At 41.4% G+C, this 13,789-nt stretch carries 15 protein-coding genes; all 15 read left to right on the top strand.

Features of this window, described 5'->3' with window-relative positions; translation table 11 throughout:
* Positions 1-196 precede the first annotated feature (196 nt).
* Genes lysS through PH_RS08065 form a run of 15 tightly spaced genes read left to right on the top strand, consistent with a single transcriptional unit; the run spans position 197 to position 13,788 of the window.
* Positions 197-1,282 carry a homocitrate synthase gene (lysS, locus tag PH_RS08135; RefSeq protein ID WP_010885790.1) on the top strand — a complete coding sequence of 362 codons (1,086 nt, stop codon included), beginning with the start codon at positions 197-199 and terminating at the stop codon, positions 1,280-1,282.
* The gene (locus PH_RS08130) at positions 1,279-2,421 is read left to right on the top strand and encodes a 3-isopropylmalate dehydratase large subunit (protein WP_010885789.1); all 1,143 of its coding nucleotides are present in this window, start codon (positions 1,279-1,281) and stop codon (positions 2,419-2,421) included. Before lysS ends, PH_RS08130 begins: the two co-directional genes overlap by 4 nt.
* Positions 2,418-2,909 carry a 3-isopropylmalate dehydratase small subunit gene (locus tag PH_RS08125; protein ID WP_010885788.1) on the top strand — a complete coding sequence of 164 codons (492 nt, stop codon included), beginning with the start codon at positions 2,418-2,420 and terminating at the stop codon, positions 2,907-2,909. The genes PH_RS08130 and PH_RS08125 overlap by 4 nt, the downstream gene beginning before the upstream one ends.
* A complete protein-coding gene (locus PH_RS08120) occupies positions 2,897-3,934 on the top strand; it encodes an isocitrate--homoisocitrate dehydrogenase (RefSeq protein ID WP_010885787.1) in 1,038 nt (345 codons plus the stop codon). The genes PH_RS08125 and PH_RS08120 overlap by 13 nt, the downstream gene beginning before the upstream one ends.
* Positions 3,935-3,950: 16 nt before the next feature.
* Positions 3,951-4,115 carry a lysine biosynthesis protein LysW gene (lysW, locus tag PH_RS08115; protein WP_010885786.1) on the top strand — a complete coding sequence of 55 codons (165 nt, stop codon included), beginning with the start codon at positions 3,951-3,953 and terminating at the stop codon, positions 4,113-4,115.
* Between the two features lie 34 nt (positions 4,116-4,149).
* Positions 4,150-4,971 carry a lysine biosynthesis protein LysX gene (lysX, locus tag PH_RS08110; protein ID WP_010885785.1) on the top strand — a complete coding sequence of 274 codons (822 nt, stop codon included), beginning with the start codon at positions 4,150-4,152 and terminating at the stop codon, positions 4,969-4,971.
* A complete protein-coding gene (gene argC, locus PH_RS08105; RefSeq protein WP_010885784.1) occupies positions 4,968-5,960 on the top strand; it encodes an N-acetyl-gamma-glutamyl-phosphate reductase in 993 nt (330 codons plus the stop codon). The genes lysX and argC overlap by 4 nt, the downstream gene beginning before the upstream one ends.
* Before the next feature lie 11 nt (positions 5,961-5,971).
* Positions 5,972-6,706 carry a [LysW]-aminoadipate/[LysW]-glutamate kinase gene (locus PH_RS08100; RefSeq protein ID WP_048053466.1) on the top strand — a complete coding sequence of 245 codons (735 nt, stop codon included), beginning with the start codon at positions 5,972-5,974 and terminating at the stop codon, positions 6,704-6,706.
* A gap of 5 nt (positions 6,707-6,711) precedes the next feature.
* A complete protein-coding gene (locus PH_RS08095) occupies positions 6,712-7,812 on the top strand; it encodes an acetylornithine/succinylornithine family transaminase (protein WP_010885782.1) in 1,101 nt (366 codons plus the stop codon).
* Complete coding sequence (locus PH_RS08090; protein ID WP_010885781.1) at positions 7,787-8,764, top strand: [LysW]-lysine hydrolase; 978 nt, start codon at positions 7,787-7,789, stop codon at positions 8,762-8,764. Before PH_RS08095 ends, PH_RS08090 begins: the two co-directional genes overlap by 26 nt.
* A gap of 14 nt (positions 8,765-8,778) precedes the next feature.
* On the top strand, positions 8,779-9,066 hold the full coding sequence (locus tag PH_RS08085) for a hypothetical protein (protein ID WP_010885780.1): 288 nt from the start codon (positions 8,779-8,781) through the stop codon (positions 9,064-9,066).
* 51 nt (positions 9,067-9,117) lie between these two features.
* Entirely contained in the window at positions 9,118-10,335 is a 1,218-nt protein-coding gene (locus PH_RS08080) for a BMP family lipoprotein (protein WP_010885779.1), read from the top strand.
* A gap of 45 nt (positions 10,336-10,380) precedes the next feature.
* A complete protein-coding gene (locus PH_RS08075) occupies positions 10,381-11,877 on the top strand; it encodes an ABC transporter ATP-binding protein (protein WP_010885778.1) in 1,497 nt (498 codons plus the stop codon).
* A complete protein-coding gene (locus PH_RS08070) occupies positions 11,870-12,883 on the top strand; it encodes an ABC transporter permease (protein WP_010885777.1) in 1,014 nt (337 codons plus the stop codon). The genes PH_RS08075 and PH_RS08070 overlap by 8 nt, the downstream gene beginning before the upstream one ends.
* Positions 12,880-13,788, top strand: a complete 909-nt coding sequence (locus PH_RS08065) for an ABC transporter permease (RefSeq protein ID WP_010885776.1) — start codon at positions 12,880-12,882, stop codon at positions 13,786-13,788. The genes PH_RS08070 and PH_RS08065 overlap by 4 nt, the downstream gene beginning before the upstream one ends.
* Position 13,789 lies beyond the last annotated feature (1 nt).

Raw genomic sequence — 13,789 nt, 5'->3', positions numbered from 1 at the left:
TAAATCTCTTGCTCTATTGTACTCCTATTTTATAATGTTCACAATTTTTTTCGAAAATCTTAGTATTATATAGAAAAATTTTCTAAAATTTTTAAGATCTTAAAATTTTATTCGATAATCCAAGATATTTCTCGAAAATTTTATATACCTAGGTTCAAGATGGAGGTGTGGGTGATGAATATTAAGGAAGGAAATAATGATATTAGACTCAACATTAAGAGAAGGAGAACAAACTCCAGGGGTTAACTACTCACCAGAACAGAGGTTAAGAATAGCTTTAGCGTTGGATGAAATTGGGGTAGATTTCATTGAAGTGGGGCATCCAGCAGTAAGCAAGGACGTATTTATAGGTATAAAGCTCATAGCAAGTCAAGACCTTAATGCAAATTTACTAGCCCACTCTAGGGCCTTACTAGAGGATATTGATTACGTTATTCAGGCAGATGTTGAGTGGGTGGGAATATTCTTCTGTCTATCTAATGCCTGCTTAAGAAAGAGGTTTAGGATGTCACTCTCTCAGGCCCTCGAGAGGATAAGTAAAGCTATAGAATACGCAAAAGATCACGGACTAAAAGTCCGATTTACTCCGGAGGATACAACTAGAACAGAATGGGAGAACTTGAGGAGGGCAATAGAGCTTGCAAAGGAGCTTAAGGTAGATAGGATAAGCGTCGCAGACACTACAGGAGGTACCCATCCACTTAGGTTCTATACTTTGGTTAAGAAGGTTGTGAACTTTGGGATCCCTGTAAACGTACATTGTCACAATGACTTAGGACTTGCACTTGCAAATGCTATAATGGGAATTGAGGGAGGAGCAACTGTCGTTGATGCGACAGTCAACGGACTTGGAGAGAGAGCTGGAATAGTTGACTTAGCTCAGATAGTAACGGTTCTTTACTATCACTATGGGGTCAAAAAGTACAGGCTTGATAAGCTCTATGAGATAAGCAGAATGGTAAGTGAAATTACGGGAATAGCTCTTCAACCAAACTATCCAATAGTGGGCGAAAATGCCTTCACACACAAGGCTGGTCTTCACGTTTCGGCCGTTCTAAAAGATCCAAGATTTTACGAGTTCCTGCCTGCAGAGGTATTTGGAAGGGAGAGAACGATTTACGTGGATAGATTTGCGGGAAAGGACACGATCAGGTACTATTTGCAGAAGCTTGGGATAAATGATGAGGAGTTTGTTAAGGTTCTTTTAAAGAGAGTTAAAAGCTCTAGAGAGCCGTTTACCTGGGATAAGTTTATTGAAGAAGTTAGGAGGCTCAAAACATGACTCTAGTAGAAGAGATACTGGATGCAAAGGCTGGTGAAGTCGTAATAAGGAATGTGGATTTAGTGTATGCCCATGATGGCACGATGCCCTTAATAATAGAGGCATTTAATAAGGTATTCAACTCAGTTAAGGCAAGAGCTTATGTATTCTTTGATCATGTATATCCAGCTCCAACGGTAAAAGTAGCCAATCTACAGAAGGAGATTAGAGAATTTGCCAGAAGACATGGGATTCCTGTTGTTGAGGGAAAGGGAATAAGTCATCAGCTCGTAGTTGAAATGGGTTTAGCAGAGAAATCAAGAATAGTTGTTGGAGGGGATTCACACACTCCAACTTTGGGAGCTTTGGGCGTATTTGCTGTAGGAATGGGGGCAACTGATGTTGCAGTTGTTCTAGGTCTTGGAAAGACATGGCTTAGAGTTCCAGAGAGTGTCGCTGTGATCTTTGAGGGAAAACCTTCAAGAACGACAATGGCTGCGGATGTTATGATACGACTTATAACTTCCCTTAGGAATTACGATATGAACTATAAGGCACTTGAATTTTTCAATGTTCCCTTTACTGCGGATGAAAGGTTGACTCTTACAAATTTCAGCGTTGAGGCTAATGCAAAGACTGCCCTTATTGGAGAAGAATACGATGGAAGAAACTACATCAAAGAAATTTCTTTTGAGTTATCCTCTTTAGGGCCAATGGTTGCAAAGCCATTCAGTCCCGCCAATGGTGTTGAGGTTGAAAAAGTTGAAGGAACAAAGATCGACCAGGTTTTCATTGGCTCTTGCACTAATGGGAGGTTTGAGCATATAAAGAGGGCTGCTGAGATTCTTAAGGGAGAAGAAGTTGCCGTTAGAACAATTATTGGACCAGCATCGGTTAATGTGTACAAGAGGATGGTAAGGGAGGGGATAGTTGATATTCTCCTGGATGCCGGTGCAACAATACTACCCCCAGGTTGTGGTCCATGTCTTGGGAGGCATATGGGAGTCTTGGGAGATAAAGAAGTAGTTTTGAGTACGACAAATAGGAATTTTAGAGGTAGAATGGGTTCTCCAACTGCTGAAATTTACTTGGCGAGTCCCTTAACGGCCGCTGTAAGTGCCCTTTATGGTGAGATAACGAGTCCGGGGGGAGAAGTATGATAACGACAGGAAAGGTTTGGAAATTCGGAGATGACATATCAACAGATGAGATAACACCTGGGAGATATAACTTAACGAAAGATCCAAAGGAACTTGCGAAGATAGCTTTTATAGAGGTAAGACCAGACTTCGCGAGGAATGTTAGACCTGGAGACGTCGTAGTTGCTGGTAAAAACTTTGGCATTGGCTCCTCGAGAGAGTCAGCGGCCCTGGCCTTGAAGGCCTTAGGCATAGCTGGGGTCATAGCTGAGTCTTTTGGTAGGATATTTTATAGAAATGCGATAAACATAGGCATACCCCTCTTACTCGGTAAAACTGAAGGGCTTAAGGATGGTGACTTAGTCACTGTAAACTGGGAAACGGGAGAGGTTAGGAAAGGAGATGAGATTCTAATGTTCGAGCCATTAGAAGATTTTCTACTTGAAATAGTTAGGGAAGGTGGAATACTTGAATACATCCGAAGGAGGGGAGACCTTTGTATAAGGTAGCGGTTATAAAAGGAGATGGGATAGGACCAGAGGTAATAGATGCTGCTATTCGGGTGGTAAAATCTGTGACAGATAAAATTAAATTTTATGAATTCGAAGGGGGTTTAAGTGTTTTTAAAAAATATGGGGTGCCAATCAGGGAGGAGGATCTCGAGGAAATTAGGAAGATGGATGCTATATTATTTGGAGCAACGACGACACCCTTTGATGTTCCTAGATATAAGAGCTTAATTATAACGTTGAGGAAGGAACTTGACTTGTACGCAAATCTAAGGATAATTCCAAACTTTAAGTTGAGAAAAGAGATAATTATAGTTAGAGAAAATAGTGAAGGGCTATACAGTGGAGAAGGAGCATACGATAGTAACAAGGTAGTTGACTTTAGGATAATAACAAGGAAAGGTGCGGAGAGGATAGCTAAATTTGCAGTAAAACTTGCAAAAGATAGGAGCACCTTCTTAACCTTTGTTCATAAGGCAAACATACTTGAGAGTGATAGATTCTTCAGAAAAATTGTCCTAGACATTGCTAGGAAGGAAGATGTTAAAGTTAGAGAAGAAATAGTTGACTCTTTTACAATAAAGTTAGTGAAAGACCCTTGGAACTTGGGAATAATCCTTTCTGAAAATATGTTTGGTGACATCCTTTCAGATCTGGCAACGATACATGCTGGTAGCATCGGGATCGTTCCCAGCGGAAACTATGGGGAGGATATAGCATTGTTTGAGCCAATACATGGCTCTGCTCCGGATATAGCTGGCAAGGGAATAGCAAATCCAATAGGGGCAATACTGAGTGCTGCAATGATGCTGGATTACCTTGGTTTAGATGGTTCTATCATCTGGAAAGCTGTTGGGAGGTATGTGAGGAGAGGAAACCTAACACCGGATATGGAGGGGAGAGCAACAACTCTGGAGGTTACTAATGGGATAATCTCGGAGATATATCGCTTGGATGAGTACGAAATAGATGAGGTTTGGAGGGATGAAGTTAGACTTGGGAGGATACTGCTCGAGATAAGTTAATTACGGGGGGATAGAGATGAAAGCGGAGTGTCCTGTATGTGGAGCTGAGATAGAGCTTGAGAACGTTGAGCTACACCAGATCGTTGAGTGTCCTGTATGTGGAGCTGAGCTTGAAGTGGTTAGTCTAAACCCATTGGTGTTGGAGGAGGTTCCAGAGGTCGAGGAGGATTGGGGGGAGTAGCCCTTTTTAATTTTTAATTTTTGGAGGGAGGTGAATGAAGATAGGAATAACATACACAATACTCAGAAAAGAAGAACTAATGATTAGGGAGAATGCGGAGAGATTTGGCGAAACTGTGATGTTGCATGAGGATAATGTGAGATTTCCTTATAAGTATGACCTTGACGTTGTCATAATAAGAAATGTCAGCTACTTTAAGGCCCTTTACCTTGCTAAACTATTTGAAGAACATGGAGTTCCAACTGTTAATCCTTTTTCCATAATGTTAGAAGCTGGAGATAAAGTATTTTCGACGCTAAAGCTCTCAAAGAAAGTTCCAGTTCCTAGGTGGGGGGTGAGCTTTTCCGAAAATTCGGCTAAGAAAATTGCTGAGGAATTAGGGTATCCAATAGTGTCAAAGCCTGTCTTCGGAAGTTGGGGGAGGTTACTTGCTAAGATAAATGACAAGGACTCTTTGGAAGGACTACTAGAGCACAAAAAGTGGATGAAAAATCCCCTGTATAATATCCACTATTTTCAGGAATTCATTCAGAAGCCCGGAAGGGATATAAGGAGCTACGTAATAGGGGGAGAATTCATTACGGCAATTTATCGTTACTCAGATCACTGGATAACCAATACAGCTAGAGGAGGAAGGGCGGAACCATGTGACAATAGCGAAGTAGAGGAGATATCGATTAAAGCATGGGAAGCCTTTGGAGATGGAGCACTTGCAATTGACATATTTGAATCGCCAAATGGTCTTCTAGTAAATGAAGTGAATCCTAACATGGAGTTCAAGAATGCGACGAGGGTTACTGGAGTTAATATAGCTGAAAAGCTTGTTGAATATGCGGTAGAGGTGGCAAAAAGATGATTAAGGTAGCTATTGTTGGAGGAAGTGGATACATTGGAGGTGAGCTGATAAGGTTACTTGCCATGCATCCTGAAGTTGAAATTGTGGCTGTAACATCTAGAGAATATGCTGGAAAGAAAGTTCATAAAGTTCATCCGAACCTGAGAGGTCTTAACCTTAGATTTACCTCAGACTATAATTTTGATGCTGATGTGATATTTCTCGCCGTTCCTCATGGGGTTTCAATGAAACTCATTAACGAGTTCCTGGGAAGTGCAAAGATAATTGATTTGAGTGCAGATTTCAGGGTTAGAAAGGAGCTATACGAGAAGTACTATGGAAAGCATGAAAGACCGGAACTCATAGAAGATTTTGTCTATGGTCTTCCTGAAATCCACAGGAAGGAAATAAAGAAGGCCGAACTCGTTGCCAATCCTGGGTGCAATGCAACTGCGGTAATCCTAGCCCTTTATCCGTTCAAAGACCTGACAAAAGAAGTATTAGTTGATTTAAAGGTTAGCTCTTCTGCTGGAGGAAGGAGAGAGAACTTACCAAGCATACATCCTGAGAGGAGCAACGTTGTAAGGGTCTATAAACCTTATCATCATAGACATGAGGCCGAAGTTTTACAGGAAACTGGAGTTAGGGCAATGTTTACGGTTCATTCTGTAGACATTGTGAGAGGGCTTCTCGCCACTATATACTTTACGTTTGAGGGAAACGAAAAGGATCTTCTAAAGAGAATGCTAATTTACAAGGATGAACCTTTTATAAGGCTTGTAGTGGACAAAGGTGGCCTTCAGAGATATCCAGATCCAAAATACGTTTTGGGGAGTAATTTCGTTGATCTTGGATTGGCTTATGATGAGGAGAATTCCAGGGTGATAGTGTTCTCAGCACTTGATAACTTGATAAAGGGTGGTGCAGGTCAGGCGGTTCAGAATATGAACATAATGTTTGGCCTTGATGAAACCCTTGGCCTTGGATATTATCCCCTTTATCCGGTGTGAGGTGGGTTTCCATGAGAGTTATTAAAGTCGGAGGTTCAGTTTTGGAGAACCTTGAAAAAGTGTTTAAACCTGAAATATTCAGAGATGCTGTCGTTGTTCACGGTGGTTCTAGATATGTGGATGAACTTGCAAAAAAGCTTGGATTAAATGTGGAAAAGCTAACGAGTCCCTCTGGTGTAACATTTAGAAGAACAACTAGGAAAGTTTTAGACGTTTATATAGCTGCAGTTATGAAGGCAAACAGAGAGCTTGTCTCCTTCCTGCGAAGGCAGGGTATAGAAGCGATAGGAGTTAGCGGGGTCAAGGAAGTTATAATTGGAAGAAGAAAGAAGCTCATTAAGGCAGTGATAAATGGAAAGATCATGGCGATAAGGGATGATTACTCGGGGATAATAAAGGAGGTTAACGTCGAGATGATAAGGAACTATATGAAGGTGGGAGTTCCTGTAATAGCTCCAATAGCGTACGATCCAGTTGAAAACGTTCCTCTTAATGTTGATGGAGATAAGGTAGCTTATCACGTTGCGTTAGCACTCAAAAGTAGAGAGCTATACTTTCTCTCTGATACCGCATTTTTGATTAATGGTGAAGTAATTGATAAGATTCCCAGGAATAGAATAGAAGAGTATTTCCCCTATTCAAGTGGTGGAATGAGGAAAAAATTGCTCATGGCAAAAAAAGCGATTGAAAGTGGGGTTGAAAGAGTGATCATAGAGGGATTAAATGGAAGGACGGTGATATCTTGAGGGAGATGAGCCTCTATAGGAAGAGACTTAAGATCATAAAGGGAGAAGGGATATACGTATGGGATGATCAGGGGCGAAGGTACGTCGATCTTATTGCTGGAATAGGAGTCGCAATACTTGGACATAATCATCCTGAGTGGGTAGAAGGAATTAGGGAGCAGTTGAACAAGCTCGTCATTGCAGGTCCAATGTTTAATCACGAAGAGAAGGAAGAAATGCTTGAAGAACTCTCAAAGTTTGTAAACTTCGAATACCTCTACATGGGGAATTCTGGCACCGAAGCTGTTGAAGCTGCACTGAAGTTTGCGAGACTCTATACAGGTAGGAAAGAAATAATAGCAATGGTAAATGCCTTTCATGGAAGAACCATGGGAGCTTTAAGTGCAACCTGGAAACCAAAGTATAAAAAAGATTTTGAGCCTTTGGTTCCTGGATTCAAGCATATTCCCTTTAACGACGTTGAAGCAGCAAAGGAAGCAATATCTAAGGAGACTGCTGCAGTTATTGTTGAGCCAATCCAGGGAGAAAGTGGAGTTATACCGGCAAAAAAGGAATTCATGAAAGCACTTAGGGACTTAACTGAGGATGTCGGTGCATTGCTGATAGTTGATGAAGTTCAGACGGGTTTAAGAACTGGAAAGTTTTTAGCAGTAGAACACTATAAAATCGAGCCTGACATAGTGACTATGGGAAAAGGAATAGGAAATGGAATTCCGGTAGGCTTAACGCTGACTAACTTCGACGTTGAAAGAGGAAAGCATGGATCTACATTTGGAGGAAATCCTCTAGCTTGTAAGGCCGTTGCTATAACACTTAGGATCCTTAGAAAGGAAAGACTAATAGAGAAGGCAAAGAACAAGTTCATTCAAATTGATGCTGATGAAGTAGTTACAACGAGAGGAAAAGGCCTTATGATAGGTATTGTGTTTAAAACCACCATAGGAAAATACGTTGAAGAGCTCCAAAATAGAGGGTATTTAGTTCATACTGCTGGACAAAGAGTTATGAGACTTCTTCCACCTTTAATAATTTCAAAAGAGACGATGCAAGATGTAAAATTGGCAATAGAGGGTGTGATAAATGATCTCAGAGGAGGAGAAAATTAAGTTTCTAAAGGAGCTCGTTGAAATATATAGTCCAACTGGACGTGAAGAAGAAGCGGCAAAGTTCATTAAGGAAAAATTTGAAGAATATGGAATTGAAGCATACGTCGATAATGTCGGTAATGTGATAGCAAGAAAGAGTGGAGAAGGACCTCTTGTACTTTTAGCTGGCCATATAGATACGGTTCCAGGATATATACCGGTAAGAATCGAAGGGGAAGTACTATGGGGGAGGGGAAGTGTTGATGCTAAGGGACCTTTAGCGACTTTATTCTTTTCAACGATTGAAGGAAATGCGAACGTAATATTTGCAGGTCTTGTCGATGAAGAAGGATTTTCAAAGGGGGCGAGGAATTTAAAAATTCCAAGGCCTGATTACATAATTGTGGGAGAGCCTAGTGGAACGAATGGCGTAACAATAGGCTACAAAGGAAGCCTCACCGTTAGATTCGTTGAAAGGGTTGAAAAAGTTCACAGTAGCCTTGGAGTAGGGGCAGCTGAAAGGCTAATTGAGAAGTGGCTTGAGATATCAAAAGATTTTAGTGATGGTTTTAATGGCCTCAACGGTAGAATAGTTAGGTTCCTAGCTTATGACAGGGAATTCGAGTTTTATGGAGAGATGATAATAAATTTGAGGACGCCACCAGGCTACGTTCCACCTCTTGAATGGGATATTATAGACTTCGTTCCTGCCTATGAAGTAGATAGGAGGTCTCCATTAGTTAGGGCCTTTGTTAAAAGCATAAGAGAGGCCGGATTAAAGCCCAAACTAAAAAAGAAGAGCGGCACTGCCGATACGAATATTCTTGGCCCGAAATTTGGTGTAGATGCTGTGGCTTATGGGCCAGGCGACTCTAAACTTGATCACACACCTTATGAAAGGATAAACTTGAGGGAATATCTTAAAAGTATAGAGATTCTTAAAGCTGTTCTGAGGAAACTTAAGGGGGGATAGGTGATGTCCTGCCAATGGAAGTACCTTCCTTAAAGGTTCTCAAGAAACTTCTTTTTAGGGCACTTAACGAGAATCAAAGACTTATATTGAGGAATATAAACGGAAATTACAGATCTTTAAACGTTTTTCTTGAGGATCTCAGTAGGAGGACAAGCAAACCGATTTCAACACTAAAACTCAACGCTAGAATACTTAAAGAGTTAGGACTCATAGATTATGGTACCAGAGATAGGCCAAAGCCTGTAAAGTTAACTGAAGAGGGAAAGGTCATTCTCATGCTCCTGGAGGGGGATGAAATTTGAGGAGGTAATCGTTAAATATCCCACGATTCTTTTTAAATTAGGTGGATACTAATGAAGGCTAAGCTTGCACTTTCAATAATTGGATTAGTGTTAGCATCCTTAGTTGCAGGTTGCATAGGGGGAGGAACGCAGACTCAGACACAGACCCAGGGAAAGAGCATCAAGGTTGCAATTCTATTTGACGTTGGTGGAAGAGGAGATCTAAGCTTTAACGATATGGCATATCTTGGTGCAGAGAGGGCTAAAAAAGAGTTGGGAGTCAAAATAGAGTACATGACGCCAAAGTCAAAGGAAGACATGGTTCCTTTGCTTGAGCAGTTAGCGAAAAGCAAGGAGTATGACCTTCTGGTTTTAGTAGGTTTCCTTTGGACTACTCCCCTTAACGAGGTTGCCGATAAGTATCCAGATCAAAAGTTCGCATTAATAGATTCAACGACTGGAAAAGTTAGGCCTAATGAAGTTGATATCTTATTTAGAGAACAGGAAGTCGCAGCCCTAATGGGAGTTATAGCTTCAGGAATGGCTTACGAGCTTGGTGGTGATACTATAGGTGCTGTCGCTGGAATGGATATACCTCCTCTCTGGAAGTTCCACATTGGTTACCTCTTTGGGGCTAAGTACTTTGAAAAGAAAACAGGGAAACATGTAAAGCTTCTATGGCAATATACAGGAACTTTCGGAGATACTCAGGTTGGGTATAATACGGCGATGCAACTCCTTCAGCAGGGGGCCAAGGTTCTTTATGGCTTGGCGGGTTTGACTCACGTTGGAATGTTTGATGCCGTGAAGGATTGGAATGAACAGGGAAGAGGAAAAGCCCTTGCTATGGGTCAAGATGCCAGTCAGGAGTGGTATGCTCCCAAGTACATACCAATAAGCGGTGCAAAGAGGGTTGATGTAGCTGTATATGATGCGATAAAGATGGTGGTGGATGGAACTTGGAAGGGAGGAATAATAACCCTGGGTCTTAAAGAGAATGGAGTAGGGTACTGGGATCTGGATGGTGTGAAGCAGTTTGCTGAGTTTGCAAAGGAGGCTGGTAAGCTTAAGGACATGACACCTGATGAGGTTGTTGAGATAGTAAAGCAGCAAAGGGAGAAGTACATAAAACCATACGTTTGGGAAATAGTCAACGAGTTAGCAGAGAAGATAAAGAATGGAGAGATAGTCTTCAAAACGCCCAAATCCCATGATGAATATGAACAAATAATTAATGAGCTTGAAAAAGGAAACTTAAATGCAGCCCTTAAGAAGGGATCCGTAGAGTGAAGTTTTTATTCCTTTTTCCTTTTCTACCTTTAAGGTGTGTTTTAAATGTTGGCCGTTGAAATGAGGAGAATATACAAGGTTTATCCTGATGGAGTAGTAGCACTGAAGGGAGTGGACTTTACTGTTGAAGAGGGCGAAATTCATGGTTTGCTAGGAGAAAATGGGGCCGGAAAGTCAACATTAATGAGGATCCTTTATGGGGAAATAAAACCTACAAAGGGAGAAGTAAAGGTTTTTGGGGATAAAGTAGAATTTAACGGACCTTGGGATGCAATAAGGAAGGGAATAGCAATGGTTTATCAGCACTTCACGCTAATCCCCACGTTTACAGTCTTAGAGAATTTATACCTTTCTATGCTTACCATAAATCCAAATATAACGATCAATGAAGTTAGAAAGCTGGCCAAAGAAAAAATGAAGGATATAGGTTTCTCAGTCCCTTTAGATGACGTTGTGGAGGATCTTCCCATTGGTATTCAACAGAGGGTTGAGATAATAAAGGCCCTAATGGCAAACGCAAAGATCTTAATTTTGGATGAGCCTACCTCTGTATTAACTCCTTTGGAAGTTGAAGAGCTCTTTAAAACGCTTAGAAAGCTCAAAGAAAACGGAATAACTGTGATATTTATCACCCATAAGCTTAAGGAGGTTAAGGAAATTACCGATAGGGTAACCGTCCTAAGAAGGGGAGAGGTCGTTGGAGTTGCAAAAACTAAGGAAGTTTCCGAAAGGGATCTTGCTAAGATGATGGTTCAAAGGGAAATCGTTATGGAGATAAAGAAAAGTCCGGCATCGCCTGGAAATACCGTTCTTAGGGTTGAAGATCTCTGGGTTAAAGATGATAGGGGTTTAGATGCCGTTAAAGGTGTATCTTTTGAGCTTAAAGAAGGAGAAATACTTGGAATAGCTGGAGTCCAAGGGAATGGTCAGAAGGAACTAGCTGAAGCATTGGCCGGGATTAGAAGGATTGAGAAAGGTAGGATAGAACTCTTGGGTCGAGATGTTACTGAATTATCGGCGGATAAAAGATATAAGGCGGGATTAGCTTACGTTCCTGATTCCAGAAAGGTAGGCCTTGTTTTAGATATGAGCGTCGTTGAGAATGTTATACTTACGAACCTTCCAAGTGTCATGCGTGGAAGAAGGATTTCCTGGGAAAAAGCAAATAAAATTGGAAAGGAAATAGTTGAGAGGTTTGACGTTTTGGTCTCTTCCCTCTCAACTCCCATAAAGCATCTTAGTGGAGGAAATCAGCAGAAGGTTATGGTAGGTAGAGAGATCATTAGAGAACCTAAAGTTGTTATAGTGTCTGAACCTACCCAAGGGCTTGATATTGGAGCGACGGAGTTTATAAGAAAAACTTTAGTGAGCCTTAGGGATCAGGGGAAGGGAATACTCTTGATATCCACTGATCTTGATGAAATACTCCAGCTGAGCGATAGGATAGCCGTGATGTATGAAGGTAAGATAATGGCCATTGGGAAAGTTGAGGAGTTTACCTTGGAAAAGCTAGGGCTTTTAATGGGTGGTGTAAATGCTTAAAGGGGAGGAGAAGATATCAAAAGTCACAGAAGTCCTTCTCTCAGTTTTCATGGCGTTTACGGTTGGAGCTGTAGCTTTGCTTATCCTGGGCTATCACCCAGGAGAGGTATACTATATATTGTTCAAGTATGGGTATAGCAATCTAAATTACCTCCTAAATAAGAGCACTCCCCTAATTATGACTGGATTAGCATTTTCAATTCCGGCAATAGCGGGAGTGTTCAACATAGGGGGAGAAAGCCAGCTTTACATTGGGGCTTTCCTCGGCCTATTGACGGCTTATTATACTGGAAACTCAATACTAGCCCTCATCGTTGGAGCTTTAAGTGGAGGTTTACTGGGATTATTTGTTGGGGCCCTTAGAGTTTATAGGGGAATAAACGAAGTGATAACTGCAATCATGGTGAACTGGATCTTTTATTACTTAATCGCCTACCTGATAGCGGCAAAGTTTTACAATCCTGAGGTCTCCCATGAATCAATACCCGTTCCTCCTGAGGCTAGAATTGGAAGCATTGGTGGGGTAAGTTTAATATTCCTACTTGCGGTTCTCTTTGCGATATTCTATTATTACCTATTATACTTCACCGATGTTGGGTATAAGCTTAGAGTTTCCGGACTATCGCCCGCTTCAGCTAAATATGCAGGTTTTGATCCTTCTAAGGCCATCGTCATCTCCATGTTCCTTGGCGGCGTTGCTGCTGGCTTGGGAGGAGTACTTTTAATCCTGGGTATAACCTATAGTATTGACGACACTTTGACTGCGATATATGGCCTGGGATTTACGGGGATTGGAATAGGATTACTAGGAAGAAACAATCCTATCGGGATTATATTTTCTTCTATATTCTTGTCGGGTTTATTAATTGGGGGTCAGTGGGTTGAACTTAAAACGAGAGCTCCACCTGAGCTGGCCGATACGCTGATAGGAGTTATAGTGCTAGCCCTGGCTATTCCTTATGCGTATAAAATGCTCATTAAGAAGTTCACGGAGGGAAGGAAATGATAGCAGACCTCTTAAATATACTTTCCAACACGCTAGTTTCAATGGTTCCCTTGACACTTGCTGCTGTTGGTGAGATAATAACGGAGAAATCTGGCGTAGTGAACATAGGACTTGAGGGAATATTCATTTTGTCAGCATTTACCTCAACAGTTGTAACGTTTCACACGGGAAATCCATACCTTGGACTGATTATTGGATTGCTCGTTGGGGCCCTTTCAGGAGTGCTACATGGAATTATAAGCGTCTACTTAAAGGGAGATCAGATAATAGCAGGAGTCGGCTTTAATTCCCTAGCATATGGAATAAGCATACTCTCCTTAGTTAGCATCTGGCATAGTCACGGTTCTTCACCCTCCGTTGATAAGATACCAATGATCGGTAAGGGATCCTTTTTCGTCTCTCCTCTAACCCCAATTGCGATAATAATAGGTATTGTCGTATGGTGGTGGCTCGAGAGAACCCCTAGTGGATTAAAGCTTAGGGCCTGTGGGGAGGATCCCAGGGCCGCTGAAGCTATGGGAGTTAACGTTTATAGGGTGAGGTTTTACGCTACCGTACTTGGTGCTTCATTAACGGGACTTGGAGGAGCTTACTTGGTAGTTGGATGGATAGGTCAGTTTACTAAGTTTATATCAGCCGGAAGGGGATTTATAGCTCTGGCAAACGTTGCTTTTAGTAACTGGAATCCGTTAATGGCCATAATCGGCGGTTTTATATTTGGTTTCTTTGATGCATTAGCGATATATTTGCCAATAAAGATACAGCAGATGAGTGGAAGGGTTATTACTGCGGAATCAAACCTATTTAGAACGATTCCATATTTGGCAACATTAATTATTGTTGCCTTAATCATGAAGAAAGTTAGAATGCCAAGGGCACTTGGAAAACCTTATATAAAGGAATAGT

Origin of the sequence: Pyrococcus horikoshii OT3 (assembly GCF_000011105.1) — an archaeon.
Taxonomy (GTDB): Archaea; Methanobacteriota_B; Thermococci; order Thermococcales; family Thermococcaceae; genus Pyrococcus; species Pyrococcus horikoshii.
Note: the sequence above shows the minus strand (reverse complement) of the source record. Positions and strands in the feature narration are given on the sequence as shown.

Bases quoted from the DNA above. Each gene is read 5' to 3' on its own strand.
- lysS (WP_010885790.1), top strand. From the start codon at position 197: ATGATATTAGACTCAACATTAAGAGAAGGAGAACAAACTCCAGGGGTT.
- PH_RS08130 (WP_010885789.1), top strand. From the start codon at position 1,279: ATGACTCTAGTAGAAGAGATACTGGATGCAAAGGCTGGTGAAGTCGTA.
- PH_RS08125 (WP_010885788.1), top strand. From the start codon at position 2,418: ATGATAACGACAGGAAAGGTTTGGAAATTCGGAGATGACATATCAACA.
- lysW (WP_010885786.1), top strand. From the start codon at position 3,951: ATGAAAGCGGAGTGTCCTGTATGTGGAGCTGAGATAGAGCTTGAGAAC.
- lysX (WP_010885785.1), top strand. From the start codon at position 4,150: ATGAAGATAGGAATAACATACACAATACTCAGAAAAGAAGAACTAATG.
- argC (WP_010885784.1), top strand. From the start codon at position 4,968: ATGATTAAGGTAGCTATTGTTGGAGGAAGTGGATACATTGGAGGTGAG.
- PH_RS08100 (WP_048053466.1), top strand. From the start codon at position 5,972: ATGAGAGTTATTAAAGTCGGAGGTTCAGTTTTGGAGAACCTTGAAAAA.
- PH_RS08095 (WP_010885782.1), top strand. From the start codon at position 6,712: ATGAGCCTCTATAGGAAGAGACTTAAGATCATAAAGGGAGAAGGGATA.
- PH_RS08090 (WP_010885781.1), top strand. From the start codon at position 7,787: ATGATCTCAGAGGAGGAGAAAATTAAGTTTCTAAAGGAGCTCGTTGAA.
- PH_RS08085 (WP_010885780.1), top strand. From the start codon at position 8,779: ATGGAAGTACCTTCCTTAAAGGTTCTCAAGAAACTTCTTTTTAGGGCA.
- PH_RS08080 (WP_010885779.1), top strand. From the start codon at position 9,118: ATGAAGGCTAAGCTTGCACTTTCAATAATTGGATTAGTGTTAGCATCC.
- PH_RS08075 (WP_010885778.1), top strand. From the start codon at position 10,381: ATGTTGGCCGTTGAAATGAGGAGAATATACAAGGTTTATCCTGATGGA.
- PH_RS08070 (WP_010885777.1), top strand. From the start codon at position 11,870: ATGCTTAAAGGGGAGGAGAAGATATCAAAAGTCACAGAAGTCCTTCTC.
- PH_RS08065 (WP_010885776.1), top strand. From the start codon at position 12,880: ATGATAGCAGACCTCTTAAATATACTTTCCAACACGCTAGTTTCAATG.